This is a genomic window from Arthrobacter sp. SO5 (assembly GCF_020532805.1).
Taxonomy (GTDB): Bacteria; Actinomycetota; Actinomycetes; order Actinomycetales; family Micrococcaceae; genus Arthrobacter.
Genome location: NZ_MQTQ01000093.1, coordinates 33,102 through 55,520, shown reverse-complemented (window position 1 = coordinate 55,520; position 22,419 = coordinate 33,102). Strand labels below are relative to the sequence as shown.

The window sequence follows — 22,419 nt, the reverse complement described above, 5'->3', positions numbered from 1 at the left end:
GTCAGTGCGCCGTATCGAACTCGGCGCCGAACAATTCTGCCGCGCCTACGGTGACAACAGTGCTTCCGACCGGGGGGCCGGCAGTGGCCGTGACGAGGCCGGCTTCCACCTTCGAAACGGTGACGGACTGGCGCTGGTATACCCGGGGGGCCGGGTTGGTGTAGACCCAGGTCTTGCCGTTGGCGTCATACAACAACGACGCATAGGGCATGAGGACGTCGGTTCCCGTCCCGGCCTTGACCGTGTCGGTCTTCAATTCCAGGCGCTCGAGCCCACGCTCGGTCAGGGTGAGCTTCGCGATTCCCGTCGTTGCGTTCTTCTCGACCTTGGCGGGGTCGTTGACGTTCACGGGCGCGGTCACCGCTGCGGTCTGGGCGCAGCCGGGGAGGGTGAAGAGAATGGCGGCACAGACAGCGGCCGCCAGGGGCAGACGCCGTTGGGGCTTTTGGCTGGTCATGATAGTTCCACCTTTTCCTGCGTAGCGGGCTGAACGGGTACTTCCGATTCGTAAACTTCCGACCACTCTTCCGGGGCGGTTTGGGGACCGAACCAGAGAGTCAGGAGGGGGAGCACGAAGAGTGCCACGAGAGTGGTGGTCACGATGCCGCCGGCGATGATCAGCAACATCGGGGCAATGACCGCCTGGCCGACGGTGCCGCCCAATATTGCGGGCGGTATCAGGACCACCGAGGTGATCAGGGCCGTCATGAGGACCGGCGATACCCGCTCGCGGGCCGCCAGCAAAACGATCTTGGCGTGGGCGGTCTGCGGCGCGGACCGCCAGAGCTCGTCCACCCTGGCCGACAAGACAGCCGCGTTGCGGGCGGCGATGGCCAGGACTGCGGCCAATGCCGTCATGGTGATCCAGGACAGAGAGGCTGCACCGATCCAGGCTGCCAGCGCCGCTCCGGCGAGGGCCGCGGGCAGCGCCAGGAAGACGGCGACTGCCAGCTTCCAGCTCCGCACTGCCGTCTGGAGGAGGAGGAACACGCCGATCAGCGCGGCTGCCCCGAGCCAGAGCACGAGTGTGTCGGCGGCCTGGAGTTCGCTGTACTTGGTCGGGATCTCGGCGTGGTATTCAAGCGGGAACTGGATCTGCTTGATGGCCGCTTGAATGTCGCGCTCGATGTCGGCCAGCGGCCGCCCGCTGACGTCGGCTACGACGTCGATCCGCCGTGAGGTGTCATCGTGCATGATCACGACTTCGTTGGGGACCATCCGGACCGCAGCCACCTCGCCCAGTTGCACGTGGCCACCGTTCGGGGTGTCCAGGAGCAATTCGCGGATGCTGGTCAGATCATCCCTGACGTCGACGGCACCGCGGACGACCACCTCGAATACTTTTTGCTGTTCGAAGAGGTTGCCGACGACGATCCCTTGCATCAGTGTCGCGGCGGCGCGCCGCGCGTCACCGGGCTTGATACCGAACTTCTGCGCGGCCTCGAGGTTGACCTCGACCTCCACGATCGGCGTCTTGGTGGTGGCGTTGATCTTCGGGTTCTGGACCCCGTTGATATTCTCCAGCGCCTTCCGCACCTCTTCGGCCTTCTCGCGAAGGACGGGCAGCTCGGTACCGTATACCCGCACCGCGAAGCCCGGCTCCAGGGTGCTGCGCATATCGCCGATCGACTGCTGCGAGTAGTTCAGGACGTTGTGGGCGATGCCGGGATAGCCCTGGACGACGTCCCGGACGGCGCGCTCCGTCTCGCTGAAGTCGGCGTTCTGGGCGATGGAGACCCACAGCTCGGCGGAACTGTTGCCGACGATCTGGTCCGAGGTGATGGCGCGCCCGATGTGGCCGCCGACTCCGGATACGCCCGGAAGGGCGCGAAGCTCATCGGAGGCCTTGGACGCCACCCTGCGGACCTCGTCATTGGATGTGCCTGCCATGGAGTCCCACTGAACCAGGAGGCTCCGGTCCGGCAGCGTCGGAACGACAGGCCGTTTGGCGACGAGTTGGGCCCCGGCGGCAAGGCCAAGCACCCCGATGACGCCAACAGCGACCAGGCTGATGAGCCGGCGGGAACGGGCAGCGCTCAGTGCCCGGTCGTAGTAGGACCGGGCGCGATCCGCGGCAGCAGATTCCTTCCGCGGCACCGTCTCCTTGGGCAACAGGATCTGTGCCATCACCGGAGTGACCGAGAGCCCGACGATCAGGCCGGCCGCCAGGGCCAGCACCATTGACCAGAACAGCGGCTGGAGGAAGGAGCCGCCGATCCCGCTCACAAACAGGGTCGGGACGAGGACGATGACCATGATCAGCGCAGCATGGAACAGGGGGGTGCGGACACCCCGGACGACGTACGTGATACGCGACCTCAGCGTGGCGGCTGTCTCGGTGGCCTCTGTGACCAGGGGCCGGCGTCGCTGTGCCTGGATGTCCTCCACGATGTCGCCCACGATCACGGCCATACCGAGCATGAGACCGGTCAGGACCGCAATGTTGAGCGTGGCGTTTTGGGCGTAGAGCACCACGGCCGCCACCATGACGGTGGTCGTGATGGCGACGAGGGCGATCACCGCTACGCGCCAGGAGCGGAACAGCAGCCAGAACAGCGCCACGGCGATCAGCAGGCTAATCAAAAGCGCCAGGCCAAGGCTGTTGAGCGAGTCCTGAACAGAGGTCGCGGGACGGAACACGCTGGTATCCATCTGAATACCGGTCAGGCCCGGTTCCATGTCCTTGAGGGCCGCCTCGATGTCCTCCGTGACCTGGACTGCGCTGGTGCCGGGGAACTTCTCGATGACCAGCAGAAGGCCTGCATCCTGCCCGACGACGGCGTCGCCGATCAGGGGCTGGTGGTCTTCCTTGACCTGGGCGATGTCGCCCAGGAGCATTGCAGGGTTGGCGTCTTCCACACTGACCTTGGCCAGATCGGCCGGGGTGCGGATCGGCAGCACATGCTGGATCCCCAGCCGCTGGCTGGGGGATTCCACAAAACCCCCGGTGCCCGGGGTGGACGCCTCAAGGAAGCTCAGGGGAGAGACCCATACGGCGTTGCCGGTGGATTTGACGACCTGCTCCAGGGTGACGCCCTTGTCGCGAAGCTGGGTTGGGGTGACTTCGACCTGGAGCTGCTGCTCGCGCTGACCCCAGATCGCCACGTTGGCAACACCCGGAATGCCGATCAGCCGCGGCTTGATTTTCCACCGCGCGAGGACCGACATTTCGATCCCGGACAGCTGCTTGGAGTTCATCCTGACCATCAGCACGCGGCTCGTGGACGACAACGGCTGCATGATCAGCGGCGGTGCCGAAACGTTGGGCAGGGCAACGGCCTGGGTCATGCGTTCTGCCACGAGCTGGCGGGCACGCAAGAGATCCGTGCCCGGTTCGAAGACGAGTTCGATGGAGGACAGCCCGGGAACTGATTTAGACCGGATCTCATCCAGCCAGGCGACCCCATTCAGGAGGTCGGCTTCCATCGGGGAAGTAATGAGCTGTTCAACCTCAACAGCGGAGAGGCCCAGGGCCTCGGTCTGGATCTCAACATGCGCTGGCGCGAACTCGGGCATCGTGTCCACCCCGATTTTCGGGACGTTAATGATGCCAAACGTGATCAGCCCGGCAGCGAGGGCAAGAACCAGGATGCGGAACTGCAAACTGAATCGGGTTATCCAGCCAAACATGGCTAACCCAATTCCTGGCGCCTGCGCGCTGCGCAGCGGCGCACCGGCAGATGGATGAATTGATGCAGGGCAGAAATACGCAAGAGATACATATCAGGCTCCTCAACCCGAGACCTAGCGAATCCCCCCACAGGATCCCCCCACGAGATCTTGAGAGAATAGTGTTCCTATTCATTTCTTTTGGCAAGACACCCAAAATTGAGGCCGGTGGCCTATTTGAGGACGTTCCTGCCGCACCTCGTACGTAAATAAGGCAGGAGCGGAAAAACTACTTGCATAAAGGCGAAACGCTACTTGTGGGGCTTTAGCGGACTACTTGACTAGGGGGCATGGCTACGCGCTTATCACTTCCCCCTACGCAAGTTCGCTTTACCAGAAGAAGCTGTAAGTACGCCGTGGTTCCAAGTGATTAATTTGTAACGATTTGAAGTCCCGGCGCCCGCTGGAATTCGCCGCGGGCCTTCACCGCGCCGGAGCGCCGTCGTGGGACAGTGCTCCCGTTTCGCCGGGATCCGGCGGAAGGCGCTAAAGTGGGTTCTATGCGTGCAATCCTTCTGCTTAGCTAGCCGCCCGGCATCCCGACAAGTACTCGGATTGCCGAGCGGCTGCCCCTCCGTGTCGAGGGGCTTTTGTGTGTCTGGGCCCTTCCCGGCCGGCAGTAGGGCACCGGGTGCCAGGGCGGACCAGGAAGCCTTGCCGGAAAATGAAGCTTGACCGTGAAGTTTCCCACAACGTGTTGCATGACAGAACAGAAGAGGCCAGCAGTGAGCGTTCAGCCGGAGACAGAGACCGGAACACCAGCAGTCGCAGCGGAGAGCCCCGAAGAGGGTACCTACAGCTTCGCGGCCATGGAAGCCAAATGGCCGCAGGTCTGGGAAGACCTGAAAGTCTTCACTCCCGTCGACGACGGTTCCAAGGAGCGGCGGTACGTGCTGGACATGTTCCCCTACCCTTCCGGTGATCTGCACATGGGCCACGCCGAGGCGTTTGCGATGGGCGACGTCGTCGCGCGCTACCTGCGCCAGCAGGGCTACGACGTGCTGCACCCGATCGGCTGGGACTCGTTCGGCCTGCCCGCCGAGAACGCGGCCATCAAGCGCAATGCCCACCCCAGCGAGTGGACGTACGCCAACATCGACACCCAGGCAGCGTCCTTCAAGCGCTACGCCATCTCCGCCGACTGGTCCCGCCGGATCCACACCTCCGATCCCGAGTACTACCGCTGGACCCAGTGGCTCTTCAAGCGTTTCCACGAGCGCGGCCTGGCCTACCGCAAGAACTCCCCGGTCAACTGGTGCCCCAAGGACCAGACCGTGCTGGCGAACGAGCAGGTAGTCAACGGTGCTTGCGAGCGTTGCGGCACCCAGGTCACCAAGAAGTCGCTGAACCAGTGGTACTTCAAGATCACGGACTATGCCGACCGGCTGCTCGATGACATGGACGAACTGCGCGGCCACTGGCCCGAGCGCGTCCTGGCGATGCAGAAAAACTGGATCGGCCGGTCCGAGGGAGCGCACGTCAACTTCGTGATCGAGGCCGACGGCGGCAAACCCGCCAAGGACGTCACGGTCTTCACCACCCGCCCCGACACCCTCTACGGCGCGACGTTCTTCGTCGTCGCCGCCGATGCGCCGATCGCCGTCGAACTGGTCACCGGGGAACACGCCGCGGCCCTGGACGCCTACCGCGAACAGGTCAAGGCGCTCTCCGAAATCGAACGGCAGTCCACCGAGCGGGAGAAGACCGGCGTCTTCACCGGCCGGTACGCCATCAACCCGCTGAACGGCGAGAAGCTTCCCGTCTGGGCCGCCGACTACGTGCTGGCCGACTACGGCACCGGCGCCATCATGGCCGTCCCGGCCCACGACCAGCGCGACCTCGACTTCGCCCGCACCTTCGACCTGCCGGTCCGCGCCGTGCTGGACACCGGCGAGGAAGATCCCGCAGTCAGCGGTACCGCGACGTCGGGGGAGGGAACCCTGATCAACTCCGGCGCCCTGGACGGACTGCCCAAGGCAGAAGCCATCCCGGCCGCCATCGACCTGCTGCAGCAGCAGGGCACGGGCGAGAAATTCGTGAATTTCCGGCTGCGCGACTGGCTGCTCAGCCGGCAGCGGTTCTGGGGCACCCCGATCCCGATCATCCACTGCCCCGCCTGCGGGGAAGTTCCGGTCCCGGACGATCAGCTGCCCGTCACGCTCCCTGCCGACCTGCGCGGCGAGGACCTGTCCCCGAAGGGCACGTCCCCGCTGGCCGCCGTCGAAAGCTGGGTCAACGTCGAGTGCCCCGGCTGCCACGGCCCGGCCCGGCGTGACACGGACACCATGGACACGTTCGTGGACTCGTCCTGGTACTTCCTGCGCTTCGTTTCCCCGGATTACGCCGAGGGCCCGTTCGATCCGGCCAAAATCAACGACTGGATGCCGGTGGGCCAGTACGTCGGCGGCGTGGAGCACGCCATCCTGCACCTGCTCTATGCGCGGTTCTTCACCAAGGTCATCCACGATCTGGGCATGATCGAGGCCGATGAGCCGTTCAGTGCGCTGCTGAACCAGGGCCAGGTGCTCAACGGCGGCAAGGCCATGAGCAAGTCCCTGGGTAACGGCGTTGATTTGAGCGAGCAGCTGGACAAGTACGGCGTCGACGCCGTCCGGCTGACCATGATCTTCGCCTCCCCGCCGGAGGACGACGTCGACTGGGCGGACGTGTCGCCGTCGGGCTCCGCGAAGTTCCTGGCCCGGGCCTGGCGGCTGGGTCAGGACGTCACCAGCGCGCCCGGCGTCGACTACGGCACCGGAGACCGGGCCCTGCGCACCGTTACGCACCGCACGATCGCCGACGCCGAAGCCCTGCTGGAGCACAACAAGTTCAATGTGGTCGTCGCCAAGCTCATGGAACTGGTCAACGCGACCCGCAAGACTATTGATGCGGCCACCGGTTCGGGCGGCTCCGATCCGGCCGTCCGCGAAGCCGTCGAGACCGTCGCGGTCATCCTGAGCCTCTTCGCGCCGTACACGGCCGAGGACCTCTGGAACGTACTGGGTCACCCCGCCTCGGTGGCCAATGCCGGCTGGCCGGCGCACGACGAGGCCCTGCTGGTCCAGGACACCGTGACCGCCGTCGTCCAGGTCCAAGGCAAAGTCCGGGACCGGCTGGACGTCTCGCCGGAGATCGGCGAGGACGAACTGCGGGAACTAGCGCTGGCCTCGGAAAACGTCCAACGTGCCCTTGAGGGCCGCAGCATCCGCACCGTGATCGTGCGGGCGCCTAAACTGGTCAACATCGTTCCGGCCTAGCCGGGCCGGTTGGCCATAGACCGGCCGCCGGCCGCTGCCGGCGGCCGGCGGACATTGCAGTACCACGGACCAGGACAGCAGGAGGAACCCGTGCCCGACCGCGAGCCGGCAGGATGGCCGTGGCTAAGGGAGCGCCTTATCCGGCTCCGCCAGTCCACGCTGCCCGGCGCCGTCCCGGAGCCAGCCCCGGCAGCCGTCCTCCGGACCGCCGTCGTCACGGACTCCGCTGCGGCACTGCCGGCAGGCTGGGTGCGGGACTTCACCGCGAACGGACTGCTGACCGTGATCCCCATGCCCGTTATGGTGGGCGCGGAGATCTACGGTGAGGGCGAGGACGACATCGCCGACACCATTGCCCTGGCCCTGGCGAGCGGCACGCCGGTGCAGACCTCCCGCCCCTCACCGGGACAGTTCGAACAGGCGTACCTGGCGGCGCTCCAGCATGGCTTCGAGGCGGTGGTGTCCGTCCATATTTCCGGTGACCTCTCCGGCACCGCCGATTCGGCGCGCCTCGCGGCAGCACGGGTCGGGATTCCGGTGGAAGTCCTCGACTCGCGCACCGTCGGCATGGCCCAGGGCATGGGAGTCCAGAGCGCCGTGGTTGCCGCCGCTGACGGCCGTAATGCGGCCGAGGTGCGGGCCTTCGCGGAGAAACGCCTGGCCGGCACGAAGGTCTACTTCTACGTCCCGAGCCTCGAACAGCTGCGCCGCGGCGGCAGGATCGGCGCGACCGCCTCGCTCTGGGGCACCATGTTCTCGATCAAACTCATCCTGGCCGTCGACGACGGCAAGATCATCCCGCTGGAAAAGGTACGGTCCGCGGCAAAGGCCATAGCGCGGCTGGAGGAGATCGTCGCCGCCGACGCCGCCGGCCGCCCGGCGGGCCAGGCCCGGCTCGCCGTCCACCATTTCGGCAACCACGCCGAGGCCGAGCAGCTCGCCGCGCGGCTGGCTGAGGCCCTGCCGGGCTGCCCGGCGGCCCAGATCAGCGCCCTCCCGGCCGTGCTGGCCGCCCACGCCGGACTCGGCGTGCTGGCCGTCATCGTGGGGGAGAGCAGCACGCCGGCATCACCGGCAGCGCCATCCCCGGATCGGTCCGCCTAGCCTTCCCGCACGGTGGTTCATCTGTGCTCCGTGGCTCCGCCACCGCGGCTCTTCCGCCGGAGTTTCCACATAGACCAGCTGGGTGATGGGCGGCCGTGCCGTGACCTCCTACCGTGGATTCCATGTCACGCGGGAACCTGTCACGCCGGAACCTGGAAGCTGGGTCCACCGCGGAAGCCCGGGCCGCCCGGCACCGGCTGGCCGCAACGCTCGGCGGGGCGGAAGGGTTCGGGCACCCGGAGGCGTTCGGGCGCCCGGAGGCGTTCGGGCGCCCGGAGGTGCTATTGGAGCTGCCGTTGGACGATGCACCCGACCTCCCGGAGGGCGGACGGCGGCCAGGCACGGCGTGGGTGCGGCACAGAACCGGGCTGCGCGCGGCTGTCCTGCTCGGGGCCGTCGCGGCGGTGCTCAGCGGCTGGTTCTGGTGGGGCGTGGCCACCGGTGCGCCCGAAGTGGTGCCCCTCAGCGAGGTCTCCACGTCCGGACTGAACGAGCCCGCTGGGGGCGCGGACGCAGGCGCCGCAGCTCCGTCTGGCGATGCCGCAGCGCCGGCCGCCCGGCGGGTCCTCGTCCATGTAGCCGGCGCTGTCGCGAATCCAGGGGTGGTGGAGTTGCCGGAGGGGAGCCGGATCCGCGAGGCCATCGCCGAAGCCGGCGGCGGCACGGCGACGGCGGATCCGGACCGGCTCAATCTCGCGGCCATCGTCGAGGACGGCCAGAAGGTCCTCGTGCCGGAGCGCGGCGAGGCCGTGGCGCCGGGGGCTGCCTCCGATGGCTCCGCGGGAGCTGCCGAACCCGGAAAGGGAGAATCCGGAGTGGGTGGCGCCGCGGCGGGTGGCGGCCGGATCAACCTGAACACGGCCGGCGTGGAGGAACTGGGGGCACTGCCGCGCGTTGGCCCGGTGCTCGCCCAACGCATCGTGGACTGGCGCAAGGAGCACGGCCGGTTCCAGGCGGTCGAGGAACTCGATGCCGTGGACGGCGTGGGTCCGAAGTTGCTCGCGGCACTGCTGCCGCTGGTCCGGGTCTGAGCGGGTGAACCGGTCATGACACTGCGGCGGCCGGTCCGGCACAGCCCCTGGCAGCGCTATGTCGATGCCGCAGTCAGGCCTGGCCCACCGGCCAGCGGCCAGGCCGCCACCCCGGACGACCTGCGCCGGGGCGCCGATGCTGCCGTTGGCAGGCGGGGCCACGCTGTGACCGGCCCCTTAAAACGGCTCGGCAAGCGGCTCAGGGCAGCCGTGTTCCCCGCGGCTCAGGCGCCGTCGGGGCCGGCCACGCTGCGGCGCAGCGATGTCCGGCTGGTCCCGGCTGCCGTGCTGGTCTGGGCCAGTGCCGTGGCCGGAAACCGCTTGGGGCCGGCTGCCCTTGCGGGACTGTGCCTGGCCCTGCTGGCAAGCTCGGCCCTGCTGCTGCTCAGAGTGCGGGCCACGGCGCGGAGCCTGCTACCAGAGGGGTCGGTCCGGCGCAGTACGCTTGCGACGCTCGCCGTGGCGCTGGTGCTCTCTGCTGCTGCCGGCGCCCACGCGGCGATCGCGTCCGCCCAGCGTCACGACGGCGCTGTCGCGGACGCCGTGGCAGCGCGGGCCGACGTCGTCGCGGAAATGGAGGTCACAGGTGCTCCCCGCCGGCTCAGGGCGCCGGGAAGCGCCGGGCTCGGGGACCGCTGGGCGGTCCCCGCCACGCTGCTCAGCCTGGATTTCGATGGCCGAAGGGTTCTCGCCGACGCGGGGCTGCTCGTGATCGGCGGGGCCGGCTGGGAATTCACCGAAGCGGGTCAGCGGGTCCGGACCACGGGAAAGCTCAACGCTCCGGAGCCGGGACAAGCCGCAGCGGCCGCCCTGACGGCGAGCTCCGTCCCGCGGATGCTCCAGCAGGCCGTCCCCTGGCAGCGCGCACCGGGCGAGCTCCGGGACGGTTTCACGGCCGCCGCAGGCCGGTTCGACGGGGATGCCCGCGGCCTCCTGCCGGGGATGGTGACCGGTGATACGAGCACACTGGACCCCGAGTTGGAAGCCGCCATGAAGACGGTCGGAATGACACACCTGACAGCAGTCAGCGGAGCCAACTGCAGCCTGATCCTCGGGACGCTGCTGGTTTCAGCACGCAGCCTTCGGCTCAACCGCGCTGCTGCCGCCGCCGCGAGTCTTGCAGGACTCGGGATTTTCGTCCTGCTGGTCGGGCCGGACGCCAGTGTGCTGCGGGCAGCCGTCATGGGCGGAGTGGGACTTGTTGCCCTGGCTGGCGGACGGACCGGACGCGGGCTCAGTTACTTATGCCTTGCGGTGATCGTGCTGCTGCTGGCCGAGCCCGCCCTGGCCGGGAGCTTCGGGTTCCTGCTGTCCGTCCTGGCGACGTTGGGCATCGTCGTTGCCGGCAGACCCGTCATGGCGTGGTTTCCCGGCGCCGTGCCGCGCTGGGCAGCCGCGGGACTGGCGGTCCCGCTGTCCGCGCAGGCTTTCTGCGGGCCGTTCATCGTGCTCCTGCAGCCGCAGTTCTCCACCTACGCGCTGGCCGCCAATGTGGCAGCCGCGGCCCTCGTTGCCCCGGTGACGCTGCTGGGCACCGCCGCCGTTCCGCTCGTCGCCTCCGTCCCGGCGGTAGCAACGGTTCCGCTAGGCATCGCGGCGGCCTTCGCCGGAGGGGTGGGAGGGATTGCCCGGTACTTCGCTGCACTTCCGGGCGCCGTGCTTCCCTGGCCGGAGGGCGGCTTTGGCGCCGCCACCATGGCGTTGCTTTCCGCCGTTGTCCTCGCCGGCGGCTGGCTGGCGTTTCACCCGGCGACAGCCGTGCGCCTGGTCCTGAAGGCCCATGGCCGGACCGTCGCCTGCCTTGAGCGGCGGGGGGCCCGGGTTCCTGCCCGGCGGGACCGTACCGGACCGGCCCGCGACGGCTTGGTGGACGGGTCGGGCCGTGGCAGGCTTAGAGTCCGCAAACAAACTTCCGGGAGGAAACTTCAGTGGCTGCTGCCCCGACCCAACGCACCCGGACAACGGCGTCGAAGACCGCCACCTGGAAGGACGTGACGCCGGCCGCCATCGTGCTGATCACGGGGCCGGAGGCCTATCTGGGCTCCCGCGCCATGGACCGAGTCCGCGCCCAGGCCCGCGCCGCAGCCCCCGACGTCGAAGTCACCCACCTCAACGCCGGGAGCTACGAACCGGGCTCGCTGGCCATGAATGTGAGCCCGTCGCTTTTCGGCGAGCAGAAGCTCATCGAGGTCGAGGGCCTTGAGTCGATGAACGATGCCTTCCTCGCCGATGGCCTCAAGTACCTCGCCCAGCCCGAGCCGGAGGCCGTGTTGGTCCTCCGCCACAGCGGCGGAGTCCGCGGCAAGAAACTCCTGGACGCCGTCAGGGCCGGAGGGTGGCCGGTGGTCGACTGTCAGCCGCTGAAGAAAGACGCGGACAAGATCGCCTTCGTCACGGCCGAGTTCAGGGCCGCTTCACGCCGCATCGATCAGGATGCGGTGCACGCACTCGTCAACGCCGTCGGAGCCCACCTGGCCGAACTCGCCGCGGCCTGCAGCCAGCTGATAGCCGACGCCGCCACCGGCGTGGATGCCGCGATGGTGGACAGGTATTACGGCGGGCGCGTGGAAGCCACGGCCTTCAAGGTTGCGGACGCTGCGATGGCCGGGAACGCGCCGCTGGCATTGTCCACCCTCCGCCACGCTCTTGCCACCGGCGCTGATCCCGTGCCGCTGGTGGCGGCGCTGGCAGCCAAACTCCGCACGCTGGCGAAGGTCGCCGGAGCCCAGGGGTCCGCGTCCCAGATTGCCAAGCAGCTGGGCATGCAGCCGTGGCTGGTGGAGCAGGCGCAGCGCGAGGTCCGGCGCTGGACGCCAGAGGGGCTTGTCCGGTCCATCCAGGTGACCGCCGAAGCCGACGCGCAGGTCAAAGGCCTGTCCCGGGACCCGGTCTACGCCGTGGAGCATGCCGTAACAGTGATTGCGACGTCTGCACGCCGCTAGGCAGGCCCGCCGGAGGTTACGGGCGGACGGCGACTGATCAACACTGCCCCACGGTCCACTGCCGTCCGGTCCGGCTGCCCGGCCGCGGTGTTCCTCCGGGTTAACTGGAAGTGGCCGGCACCTGGGGTGCCGGCCACAATCGTCAGTTCAGTTGAACTGGAAACCTTAGAGCGCGTTGACCTTCTTGGAGATCGCGGACTTGCGGTTTGCTGCGTTGTTCTTGTGCAGAACACCCTTGCTGACAGCCTTGTCCAGCTTGCGGCCGGCAGCAACCAGTGCAACAGCAGCTGCATCCTTGTCGGTGGACTCAACGGCGGTGTTGACGGCGCGGATGGCCGTCTTCAGCTCGGACTTGACTGCGTTGTTGCGCAGGCGGGCCTTCTCGTTGGTGAGGATGCGCTTCTTCTGGGACTTGATATTAGCCACGTGTGAACTCTCTTTTTCAATGCGGAAAATGGTCTAGAGGGCTTTCAGATTGGCCATTGACTGAGCGGCGTGGGGATACCTATGGCGACCAACCATATGTGGCCGTCGACCTGCACGGACACACAGCTGTCAATAATAGCAGAAACGCGGGAGTCGTGACGATTTTCGGCCCGCCGTCGCCGCCCCTGCCGTGATCTACCGCCAGCCGTGCCGGGACCGCAGAGCGGCGGCGATGAGGCTGAAGCGGCCGGCGTCGAGGACGGCACCTTCCCGCCGGACATCTTTCGGGCTGACCTGCAGGATGCGGTCCAGCTTCGCTTCGCTGGGGCGCCACTGGCGGTCCCAGGGGCCAGTACCGATGTCCACGTAGTCGTCGGCCCGGCGGGCGTCGCCGTCGTGGTCCTTGCTGGTCAGCATGAGACCGAGCAGGTAACGGCCGCTGCTGCCCACCAGCAGCACCGGGCGGTCCTTGCCCTGCGAGTAGTCCTCCTCATAGGGCACCCACGTCCAGACAATCTCGCCCGGTTCGGGACGACCGTTGGGGGAGGGGGCGTACAGGACCGCCGCGGTACCGCTGAAGTCACCGGGGTAGCTTCCGGATACCCCGGTTGAGGCGGACCGGCCGGAGCCGGGCTTCGTGGCGGTCCGGCCCGACCCTCCGGTCCCGGAGCCGGAGAGCCGGTCCAGGAAGCGCATGGTGGTGCGGACCGCGTTGGTGATTGAGTGAAAGTTCAAAGCCATGGGGAAACCATACCGGGCGGCCCCGTTGGTAGGCCCCCGCGGGCCCCGCCCGGACGGGGAGGGAAGAATGCAGCCTGTCCGGCCCGGACGTGGGAGACTATAGGTTCAGATATGCGGCTCGCAGGATGAGGTATCACCCGTCCGTGCTGATGCCGTGGAAATGTCAACAGTAAGGACCCTGCGTGTCTCCCATGGCCCGCACCGCCCCGGTGCCCGCCGCAACAGATCCGGCCATCATCCGGAACTTTTGCATCATTGCGCACATTGACCACGGCAAGTCCACACTGGCCGACCGGATGCTCCAGTTCACCGGAGTGGTCCAGTCCCGTGACATGAAGGCCCAGTACCTGGACCGCATGGACATTGAACGCGAACGCGGCATCACCATCAAGTCCCAGGCTGTCCGCATGCCCTGGGAACTCGAGGGCACCAGCTACGCCCTGAACATGATCGACACTCCCGGGCACGTTGACTTCACCTACGAGGTTTCCCGCTCGCTCGCGGCCTGCGAAGGCGCAGTGCTGCTCGTGGATGCGGCCCAGGGCATCGAGGCCCAGACCCTCGCCAACCTCTACCTGGCGATGGAAAACAACCTCACGATCATCCCGGTCCTGAACAAGATCGACCTCCCGGCCGCGCAGCCGGAGAAGTACGCGGCCGAACTCGCCAACCTGATCGGCGGGGACCCCGACGACGTGCTCCGCGTGTCCGGCAAGACCGGCATGGGCGTCGAGGCCCTGCTGGACAAGATCGTGCGCGATCTTCCCGCTCCCGTGGGCGACCCTCACGCTCCCGCCCGCGCCATGATCTTCGACTCCGTCTACGACACGTATCGCGGCGTGGTCACCTACGTCCGGGTGGTGGACGGCATGCTGCACCCCCGCGAACGCATCCAGATGATGTCCACCCGCGCCACGCACGAGCTTCTGGAGATCGGTGTCAGCTCCCCGGAGCCGACCCCCTCCAAGGGCTTGGGCGTCGGCGAGGTGGGGTACCTCATCACCGGTGTGAAGGACGTCCGCCTGTCCAAGGTCGGCGATACCGTCACCAACCTGGCCAAGCCCGCCACCGAATCCCTGGCCGGCTACGCCGACGCCAAACCGATGGTGTTTTCCGGCCTGTATCCGCTGGACGGCACGGATTATCCCGTGCTCCGCGATGCGCTCGAGAAACTGATGCTCAACGATGCCGCGCTGGTGTACGAGCCGGAGACCTCCGCCGCGCTGGGCTTCGGCTTCCGGGTGGGTTTCCTGGGCCTGCTGCACCTGGAAATCACCCGGGAGCGCCTCGAACGCGAATACAACCTGGACCTGATCTCCACCGCCCCCAACGTGGAATACGAGGTGACGCTGGAGGACAAGAACGTCATCCACGTCACGAACCCCAGCGAGTACCCCAGCGGCAAGATCGCTGAAGTCCGAGAGCCGATGGTCGCCGCCACCATCCTGGCGCCGAACGAGTTCGTCGGCGCCATCATGGAGCTGTGCCAGAGCCGGCGCGGGGTGATGGGCGGCATGGACTACCTCTCCGAGGACCGGGTGGAAATCCGGTACCGCCTGCCGCTGGCCGAAATCGTCTTCGATTTCTTCGACATCCTCAAGTCCAGGACGCGCGGTTACGGCTCGCTGGACTGGAAGGCCGACGGGGAACAGGTCGCCGACCTTGTCAAGGTGGACATCATGCTCCAGGGCGAGCAGGTGGATGCCTTCTCCGCCATTACGCACCGGGACAAGGCGTACGCCTACGGTGTCATGATGACCGGCAAGCTGCGCGAACTCATTCCGCGCCAGCAGTTCGAGGTGCCCATCCAGGCCGCCATCGGCTCACGGATCATCGCCCGCGAAAGCATCCGCGCCATCCGCAAGGACGTGCTCGCCAAGTGCTACGGCGGTGACATCACCCGAAAGCGCAAACTGCTCGAGAAGCAGAAAGAGGGCAAGAAGCGCATGAAGATGGTGGGCCGGGTCGAGGTCCCGCAGGAAGCCTTCATCGCCGCCCTCACTACGGACGAGTCCAAGGACAAGGCCAAGAAGTAGCGGTGCCTGCCATGACTGTCCCCACGCAGGCGGAGCCCTCCCGTGCCTAGCGCCCTTCCGCTGGGCGACCCGGCACCGCCGGACGGGCTCCTGCCCGGCCAGGCGCTCGAGGGTGCCGCCGGTCGGGCCTTCGGGCTCTACGTGCACATCCCGTTCTGCGCGGTGCGCTGCGGCTACTGCGACTTCAATACCTACACCGCCACCGAGCTCGGCGGCGGTGCATCGCAGGACGCCTACGCCAGCACGGCTATCACGGAAGTGGACTTTGCCGCCACGGTGCTGAAGAACAGCGGTCTGCCGGAGCGCAAGCTCAGCACGGTCTTCTTCGGCGGCGGAACGCCCACACTGCTGCCGGCCGGGGACCTCGCCAGCATCCTTACCTCAGCTATCGGGGCGTGGGGTCTGGAGCCCGGGGCCGAGGTAACTACGGAGGCCAACCCGGACTCCGTGACGCCCGAGTCCCTGCAGTTGCTGGCCGACGCCGGCTTCACCAGGGTTTCCTTCGGGATGCAGTCCGCCGTTCCCCACGTGCTGAAGGTCCTGGACCGTACCCACACGCCCAGCCGGGTGCCCGAGGCCGTCCAGTGGGCCCGCGACGCCGGACTTGCCGTCAGCCTGGACCTGATCTACGGGACGCCGGGGGAGTCCCTGGCTGACTGGCGGTACTCGCTGGAGACGGCGCTGTCCTACGCCCCCGACCACATCAGCGCCTACGCGCTGATTGTGGAGGAGGGCACCAAACTTGCGGCGCAGATCCGGCGTGGCGAAGTGCCGGAAATCGACGACGACGACCACGCCGCCAAGTATGAACTCGCCGACGAACTGATTTCCGAGGCCGGGCTCGGGTGGTATGAAGTCAGCAACTGGGCCCGGACCCCGGAACAGGCCTGCCGGCACAACCTCGCCTACTGGCGGGGCGATGACTGGTGGGGCATCGGACCCGGCGCGCACTCGCACGTGGGCGGCGTCCGCTGGTGGAACGTCAAGCACCCCACCGCCTACGCCAACCGGCTGGGTTCCGGGCTCTCACCAGCCGCCGGGCGGGAAACCCTCGATTCCGGTACCCGCAACGTGGAGCGCGTCATGCTCGAGGCCCGGCTTAACTCCGGGCTGGAGATCTCAAGCCTTGGCGGGCTGGGAGACACCGGGCGGCATGCGGTGGCCGGTCTCATCGCCGACGGCCTGGTGGAGCCCGCCACGGCGTTCAAGGGCCGGCTGGTGCTGACCTTGAAGGGCCGGCTGCTCGCCGACGCCGTCGTCCGCCGGATCCTGCCTGACTGATCCTGCCTGACTGATCCTGCCTCGCGGATCCGACATGGCGGGGTTCAGCCGCCCTATTTGATCCAGCGCAGATTGAATTCGTAGCGGTGCGGCTGGCCGCGGTTGACGTGGATGCCGGCCGCCACCGAGAAGCATGTCACGGCAATCCAGATCACCGTGGCGAGGACAGCGAACATGTTGCCTACCACCGGCACGAAGACCAACAGGTTTGCAACCACCGCGGCGATCGTCGGGGGGAGCGTGAAGTTGAGGGCTTCCTTGGACTCCTGCGCCGTGAACGGTCCGCGGTCCTTGAAGATCAGGTAGATCAGCAGCGACGGGACACAACCCAGAATGCCGCCAAAGTGCGCCAGGGTGGCCCACTGCCGGTCCTCGTTTGCCGTCAGCGGCAGCGCATTCGCGGGAACGCCCTGGTACGGGGGCTGGCCATGGCCGGCCTGATTGGCCGCCTGGTCACGTGCGTTATCTGCCACGGTATTCGTCCTTCGGATTGCGCTGGTGCTTTGGAGCGGGAGGTGCGGGGCCGCGCCGGATTGCACAACCGCCGCTCCAAGAATACGTGTTCGGACAGGGAAAAGAAGATCACAGCCCGCGGGAGGGACCGCGGCGAGGCAGCGCGCCGACTCCTTAGGGGACCGTCAGGAAGTCGATGACCTCTTCGACCCGGCCCAGCAGGGACGCTTCCAGGTCCGCGTAACTGCGGACGGCGCCGAGCAGCTTCTGCCAGCCCAGGCCGATGTCCTCCTTGGTGGAGTGCGGCCAGCCGAAGGCCGACAGGATGCCGGTCTTCCAGTCCACGCCGCGCGGGATCACCGGCCACTGCTCGATGCCCAGGACAGCGGGGCGGATGGCCTGCCAGACGTCGACATAGGGGTGGCCCACGATCAGGACATTGCCCCTGGCCCCCGGAGAGGCCAGCACCGCGTCGGCGATCCGTGATTCCTTGGAGTCCGGCACGAGGTGGTCCACCAGAACGCCGAGCCTGCGGCCGGGACCGGGACGGAACGCGGCCACGGCGCCGGCGAGATCGTCGATGCCGTGGAGCGGTTCAACGACGATTCCCTCGACCCGCAGATCGTCGCCCCAGACCTTCTCCACGAGTTCGGCGTCGTGTTTTCCCTCCACCCAGATCCGGCTGGCCTTGGCGACCTGGGCCCGCTGGCCCGCCACCCGGACCGAGCCCGACGCCGTGCGTGTGCCTCCGGCCGGTGCTGATGCTGCCCGCGGCGCGGGCGGCATCAGCCTGATCGGCTGCCCCTCCAAGAGAAAGCCGAATCCAAGCCGGAAGGACCGCGACTTTCCCCGGCGGTCCTCCAGGGCCACCACATGCATGCCGCCGGACTTCTCCACGCGGGTGACAGCACCGACCCAGCCGGTCTGCACTTCCTCCAGGACCATGCCGCGCTCCACGGGCACCTCGGGCAGCCGTGTCTTGGCGTGGACGGACAGGTCCTGCGGGCCCCAGTTCTGGTATGACATGTGATACACGCTGCTTTTCGATCGGAATGATACGGCGGACTGCGCCCGGCAACACCGGCCCGGGGAACAACGCCTGGAGCGAACCCAATGCTAACAACGCGGCGACTCATATTAGACTGGTTAGCACTTAGGCATGTCGAGTGCTAACCGCGGGCCGGACCGGCCCCTCCGGCCGGAAACGGGCGGACCGGAAGTCGGCACCGACTGCAGGACAGCCGATTGGAGGTGGAACGTGAGCGAGCCGCGAAAACTCGAGGTGCTGCGCGCCATCGTGGAGGACTACGTCCATTCCCGTGAACCAGTCGGCTCCAAGGCCCTCGTCGAACGCCACCACCTGGGCGTGTCCAGCGCCACCATCCGCAACGACATGGCGGCACTGGAGGACGAAGGCCTGATCATGGCCCCGCACACGAGCGCCGGACGCATTCCCACAGACAAGGGCTACCGGCTCTTCGTGGACCAGATTTCGGCCGTCAAGCGGCTTTCCCCGGCCGAACGCCGGGCAATCCAGGCCTTGCTGGAGGGGTCCGAGGACCTCGACGACGTCCTGGAGCGGACCGTGCGGCTCCTCGCGCAGCTGACCAACCAGGTCGCCGTCGTGCAGTATCCGCATTTGAGCCGGGCCAAGGTACGGCACATCGAATTTGTCCTGCTCGCCCCCCGCAAGGTCTTGGCGGTCCTGATCGCGGACACCGGCAAGGTGGAGCAGCGCGTGATCGACGTCGGCCAGGATCTGCCGGACGAGGCCCTCGCGGAGCTGCGGACCCGGTTCCTGGGCCTCCTCTCCGGCACGCCGCTGAACCTGCTGCCACAGTCGCTGCAGTCGGTGGTAGCCGGCTGTCCGCCGGCGCGGCGCCACGCGGCCCAGGAGCTGGCCCGCGGCCTTGAAGTCCTGGCCGCCAGCAGCCGCGAAGAGCGCATGGTCATGGCCGGAACAGCAAACCTGGCCCGGTCCAACGTGGACTTCCCGCTGAGCATCGGCCCCGTGCTGGAAGCCCTCGAGGAACAGGTGGTCATGCTCCGGCTACTCAGTGACATGGCGGCGGACCCGCGCGGCGTGACCGTCAGCATCGGCCGGGAGAACCCCTATGTAGGGCTCGCTGAGGCTTCGGTAGTCGCGACGGGCTACGGCCCGGACGCCACCGCCAAGGTAGGCGTCCTGGGCCCGACCCGGATGGACTATCCCACCACCATGGCCGCAGTCCGCGCCGTGGCCCGCTACCTTTCCAGGATCCTCGGGCCCTGAGTACCCCGAGCACCCACGCCAGCGGCCGCCGCGCCGCTGCAGACCAGGCTTCTTGCGCCTAGCAGGTAAGTACAACCAGGAAGAGATACGAACTTTGAGCAGCCATTACGACGTTCTTGGAGTCACCCGCGATGCAACGGGCGAAGAAATCAAGAAGGCTTACCGCAAACTTGCACGGAACCTCCACCCGGACGTGAACCCGGGGGACGACGCCTCCGATCGGTTCAAGGCCGTCACCCACGCCTACGAGGTGCTCTCGGATCCGCAGAAACGCCGGGTCTACGACACCACGGGCAACGAGAACGGCACCGACAACGGCTTCGGCGGCGGCAGCTACTCGGGCCAGGGCTTCGCGTTCCAGGACATCTTCGAGACGTTCTTCGGCGCCGGCGGCCAGGCCGGCCCGGCGTCCCGCGTCCGCCGCGGGCAAGATGCCCTGATCGCCGTCCGGATCGACCTCCGTGACGCAGTGTTCGGCGTCAACAAGAAGCTCGAAGTGGACACGGCCGTCACCTGTCCCACGTGTGAAGGCTCCTGCTGCCGCGACGGCAGCCACCCGGAACGTTGCGATATCTGCGGCGGCAGCGGGCAGGTCCAGCGCGCCGTCCGCTCCATCCTCGGCCAGGTCATGACCGCCGCCCCCTGCGGGACCTGTGAAGGGTTCGGCACCGTGATCAAGGATCCCTGCAATGAGTGCAACGGCCAGGGCCGGATCCGCAGCCGCCGTTCGCTGACGGTCAAGGTTCCTGCCGGTGTTGCCACCGGTACCCGCATCCAGCTTTCCGGCCAGGGCGAAGCCGGCCCGGCCGGTGGTCCCGCCGGCGACCTCTACGTGGAGATCCGCGTCAACAACGACGCCACCTATGTCCGTGACGGTGACGATCTGCACGCCAGCATGAGCATCCCGATGACTGCCGCGGCCCTCGGCACCGAGCTGGGCCTGGACACCTTCGACGGCCGGCAGGAGATCGACGTCAGGGCCGGCACCCAGTCCGGCGAGGTTGTCACCCTGCGCGGCCTCGGCGTGACCCACCTGCGCGGCTACGGCCGCGGGGACCTTAAGGTCCATCTGCAGGTGGAAACCCCCGGTAAGCTCGACGCCGCCCAGGAGGAGTTGCTCCGGCAGCTCGCCAAGCTCCGCGGCGAACAGTTCGCGGAAGGCAAACTCGCAGCGAGCGGCGGCGTGTTCGCCAAGCTCCGGGACAGGCTCGGTAACCTGTAGCGGTGAGCAACCCGGTCTTCTTCACCGCCCCGGGAACCCTGGACCTGCAGGTTCCCGGTTCCACCTTCGTCCTCGGCGGCGCCGAGGCCCGTCATGCGGTCACGGTCAAGCGCCTCGCCGTCGGGGAGAGGGTGGACATTGCCGACGGCGCCGGCAAGCGCCTCACGGGCACCGTCACCGCCGCAGCGCCGGCTGAGCTGACCGTGCAGTGCACCGGACTCTCCGCCGAGGCCCGGCCCGACGTCCGGCTGGTCCTCGTCCAGGCCCTCGCCAAGGGGGACCGCGATGAACTGGCGGCGGAGACCGCCACCGAACTGGGGATCGACGCGGTCATTCCCTGGCAGTCGGAACGCTCAATTGTGCGCTGGAAAGCCGAACGCGCCGCGAAGGCGCATGCCAAGTGGCAGTCCGTGGTCACCGCGGCCGCCAAGCAGGCGCGCCGGGCCTGGATTCCGGAAGTCCGGCCCCTTGCCGACGGCGCCGCCCTGCAGCAGGCAGTGGCTGCCGCGGGGCTCGCCGTGATCCTGCACGAGGACGCCGTGCGTCCCCTGCGGCAGGTCCTGGAGTCCTGGCAGGCGGGCCGGCCCGCGGGCGGCGGAGCGGGTGAGGTGCTGTTGATTGTGGGGCCTGAGGGCGGCATCAGCCCCCGGGAGGTGACCCGGCTCTGCGACGCCGGGGCCGTCACGGCGCTGCTGGGCCACCACGTGTTGCGCTCGTCCACGGCCGGGCCGGCGGCGACCGTCCTCGCGAGCGATGTCCTGGGCCGCTGGTAGCCGACGCCGCTATTTGACGCTGAACCCGCGGGTGTCCACGAACAGGCTCTGGGACGGGTTGCCGTCTTCCAGCTGCGACACCCTGGCCTCATAGTTACCCTGGCCCAGATTCACCGACAGGCTGAAGGCTCCCGGCTGGGAGGGGTCGGCGGAGGCAGTGGTGGTGCCGGTCAGGTACGTGGTCTTGACGCTGCCGTCGGTCCGCAGGATTTCCCAGCGCAGCTTGCCGCCGGCGGCGGTGCTGCGGCCGGAGACCTTGACCGAGCCGTCCTGCACCGGAGTGCCCTCCTGCGGGTCAATGATCCAGACCGGCGCCACCATACCCGCGCTGCGGGAAGTCGGGGCGCCGAGGCGGACATGGTTGAACGCAACATAGTCGGTATGCCCGTCGACCAGCACCACCACCTGGACCTGCTGGCCGGCGTCGATCAGGCCCGCGCTGGCACCGGCCGCCGTCGCGGTGTAGACGAGCTGCTGGATGGCCCGCTCGGCCATGTCCGCGTCGACGTTGCTGTTGAACGCATCGGGCGAGACATCGACCGTGATCACATTTTTGCCGGAAATGGAGCTGGCCAGTTTCTTGGGGTTCTGCCACGGCGTGAAAAAATCCGGGTCGAGCGGCTTCTGGGACATCATGACCCGGAGCGCGCGGGTGACAGGGTTGTCCTGCTCGGGAACATCGCGGAATTCCCGGTACAGGAACATGCTCTCGTTGCTCCGGCCGATCCAGTACACGGGAGCTTTGTTGGAGGCCTGCGTGGTTTCCAGCGGGGCGCTCGTGCTCGGGGCGCCCGGGGAGGCCGTGCCCGACAGGGCCGAGGGAGTGGTGCTGGAGTTGGTGGCGCCGGGCTGGGGAGTGGCTACGCAGCTGGAAAGGGCGAGGGCCGCAGGCAACACGAGCAGCAGCATGCCGGAACGCATCCGCCTGCCTGCCGCTGCCTGTCCACTTCCGCGCTGCCTGATTGCCGCTGTCCCTTCCATATGCCGCCTGCGGTGGCCGCGTTTCCGCGCCGCGTCCGCGCTGGTGGCGGCCGATTTCCAGCATGGCACAGCGGGCGGCGCGGCACTGTGGTTTAGGGCCGGGCGGTGGAAATGCAACGGGAAAGATATGAGGCTGATACGAAGTTGATACCTAAACCCGCGAACCGGGGGTCTGACTTCGGCCCGAAGACTGCCGCGCGCCGCGCTGGCGTAAGATGGAAGGACCCGCTG

17 protein-coding genes are annotated in these 22,419 nt (G+C 67.6%); 10 read left to right on the top strand and 7 right to left on the bottom strand.

The features are described 5' to 3' along the window. Position 1 precedes the first annotated feature (1 nt). Positions 2–457, bottom strand: coding sequence for a hypothetical protein (locus BJG92_RS16385; protein ID WP_232085048.1), 456 nt, complete (start codon positions 455–457; stop codon positions 2–4). After that, complete coding sequence (locus tag BJG92_RS16380; protein ID WP_232085047.1) at positions 454–3,630, bottom strand: efflux RND transporter permease subunit; 3,177 nt, start codon at positions 3,628–3,630, stop codon at positions 454–456. Before BJG92_RS16380 ends, BJG92_RS16385 begins: the two co-directional genes overlap by 4 nt. A gap of 764 nt (positions 3,631–4,394) precedes the next feature. Here BJG92_RS16380 and leuS point away from each other — a divergent pair. From leuS to holA, 5 genes are all read left to right on the top strand, one after another. Further along, the gene (gene leuS, locus BJG92_RS16375) at positions 4,395–6,926 is read left to right on the top strand and encodes a leucine--tRNA ligase (RefSeq protein WP_232085046.1); all 2,532 of its coding nucleotides are present in this window, start codon (positions 4,395–4,397) and stop codon (positions 6,924–6,926) included. 90 nt (positions 6,927–7,016) lie between these two features. Beyond that, positions 7,017–8,030: a DegV family protein gene (locus BJG92_RS16370; protein ID WP_232085045.1), complete on the top strand. Its 1,014-nt coding sequence runs from the start codon at positions 7,017–7,019 to the stop codon at positions 8,028–8,030. A 122-nt stretch (positions 8,031–8,152) separates the two neighbouring features. Next, complete coding sequence (locus BJG92_RS16365) at positions 8,153–9,061, top strand: helix-hairpin-helix domain-containing protein (protein ID WP_232085044.1); 909 nt, start codon at positions 8,153–8,155, stop codon at positions 9,059–9,061. Positions 9,062–9,076: 15 nt separating this feature from the next. After that, entirely contained in the window at positions 9,077–11,056 is a 1,980-nt protein-coding gene (locus BJG92_RS16360; RefSeq protein ID WP_232085043.1) for a ComEC/Rec2 family competence protein, read from the top strand. Beyond that, positions 10,990–12,003 (top strand): DNA polymerase III subunit delta, encoded by a 1,014-nt coding sequence (gene holA / locus BJG92_RS16355; RefSeq protein ID WP_232085042.1) that lies wholly within the window; start codon positions 10,990–10,992, stop codon positions 12,001–12,003. Before BJG92_RS16360 ends, holA begins: the two co-directional genes overlap by 67 nt. Before the next feature lie 165 nt (positions 12,004–12,168). Here holA and rpsT read toward each other — a convergent pair whose 3' ends face one another. Both rpsT and BJG92_RS16345 read right to left on the bottom strand, forming a co-directional pair. Further along, positions 12,169–12,429: a 30S ribosomal protein S20 gene (rpsT, locus tag BJG92_RS16350; RefSeq protein WP_232085041.1), complete on the bottom strand. Its 261-nt coding sequence runs from the start codon at positions 12,427–12,429 to the stop codon at positions 12,169–12,171. A gap of 195 nt (positions 12,430–12,624) precedes the next feature. Further along, entirely contained in the window at positions 12,625–13,170 is a 546-nt protein-coding gene (locus BJG92_RS16345; RefSeq protein ID WP_232085040.1) for a type II toxin-antitoxin system PemK/MazF family toxin, read from the bottom strand. Positions 13,171–13,352: 182 nt separating this feature from the next. Between BJG92_RS16345 and lepA the strand changes: the two genes are divergently transcribed. Together lepA and hemW are read left to right on the top strand one after the other, a co-directional pair. Beyond that, entirely contained in the window at positions 13,353–15,206 is a 1,854-nt protein-coding gene (gene lepA, locus BJG92_RS16340; RefSeq protein WP_232085039.1) for a translation elongation factor 4, read from the top strand. 42 nt (positions 15,207–15,248) lie between these two features. After that, complete coding sequence (hemW, locus tag BJG92_RS16335; protein WP_232085038.1) at positions 15,249–16,487, top strand: radical SAM family heme chaperone HemW; 1,239 nt, start codon at positions 15,249–15,251, stop codon at positions 16,485–16,487. A gap of 53 nt (positions 16,488–16,540) precedes the next feature. Here hemW and BJG92_RS16330 read toward each other — a convergent pair whose 3' ends face one another. Together BJG92_RS16330 and BJG92_RS16325 are read right to left on the bottom strand one after the other, a co-directional pair. Beyond that, complete coding sequence (locus BJG92_RS16330) at positions 16,541–16,960, bottom strand: DUF4870 domain-containing protein (RefSeq protein WP_232085037.1); 420 nt, start codon at positions 16,958–16,960, stop codon at positions 16,541–16,543. A gap of 154 nt (positions 16,961–17,114) precedes the next feature. Then, a complete protein-coding gene (locus BJG92_RS16325; RefSeq protein WP_232085036.1) occupies positions 17,115–17,966 on the bottom strand; it encodes a DUF3097 domain-containing protein in 852 nt (283 codons plus the stop codon). Positions 17,967–18,198: 232 nt separating this feature from the next. Here BJG92_RS16325 and hrcA point away from each other — a divergent pair, with 232 nt between their 5' ends. The 3 genes from hrcA (at position 18,199) to BJG92_RS16310 (ending at position 21,207) form a co-directional block, all read left to right on the top strand. After that, positions 18,199–19,212: a heat-inducible transcriptional repressor HrcA gene (hrcA, locus tag BJG92_RS16320; protein ID WP_232085035.1), complete on the top strand. Its 1,014-nt coding sequence runs from the start codon at positions 18,199–18,201 to the stop codon at positions 19,210–19,212. Between the two features lie 94 nt (positions 19,213–19,306). Then, positions 19,307–20,434: a molecular chaperone DnaJ gene (dnaJ, locus tag BJG92_RS16315; protein WP_232085034.1), complete on the top strand. Its 1,128-nt coding sequence runs from the start codon at positions 19,307–19,309 to the stop codon at positions 20,432–20,434. Between the two features lie 2 nt (positions 20,435–20,436). Beyond that, positions 20,437–21,207, top strand: coding sequence for a 16S rRNA (uracil(1498)-N(3))-methyltransferase (locus BJG92_RS16310; protein WP_232085033.1), 771 nt, complete (start codon positions 20,437–20,439; stop codon positions 21,205–21,207). A gap of 9 nt (positions 21,208–21,216) precedes the next feature. Here the strand turns inward: BJG92_RS16310 and BJG92_RS16305 are convergent, their stop codons facing one another. Next, positions 21,217–22,128, bottom strand: coding sequence for a GerMN domain-containing protein (locus BJG92_RS16305; protein WP_232085032.1), 912 nt, complete (start codon positions 22,126–22,128; stop codon positions 21,217–21,219). Between the last annotated feature and the right edge of the window lie 291 nt (positions 22,129–22,419).

What these genes read in the sequence shown, in the direction of transcription:
- BJG92_RS16385 (WP_232085048.1), bottom strand. Translation starts at nt 457, where the DNA reads ATGACCAGCCAAAAGCCCCAACGGCGTCTGCCCCTGGCGGCCGCTGTC.
- BJG92_RS16380 (WP_232085047.1), bottom strand. Translation starts at nt 3,630, where the DNA reads ATGTTTGGCTGGATAACCCGATTCAGTTTGCAGTTCCGCATCCTGGTT.
- BJG92_RS16365 (WP_232085044.1), top strand. Translation starts at nt 8,153, where the DNA reads ATGTCACGCGGGAACCTGTCACGCCGGAACCTGGAAGCTGGGTCCACC.
- BJG92_RS16360 (WP_232085043.1), top strand. Translation starts at nt 9,077, where the DNA reads ATGACACTGCGGCGGCCGGTCCGGCACAGCCCCTGGCAGCGCTATGTC.
- BJG92_RS16345 (WP_232085040.1), bottom strand. Translation starts at nt 13,170, where the DNA reads ATGGCTTTGAACTTTCACTCAATCACCAACGCGGTCCGCACCACCATG.
- BJG92_RS16325 (WP_232085036.1), bottom strand. Translation starts at nt 17,966, where the DNA reads ATGTCATACCAGAACTGGGGCCCGCAGGACCTGTCCGTCCACGCCAAG.
- BJG92_RS16305 (WP_232085032.1), bottom strand. Translation starts at nt 22,128, where the DNA reads ATGCGTTCCGGCATGCTGCTGCTCGTGTTGCCTGCGGCCCTCGCCCTT.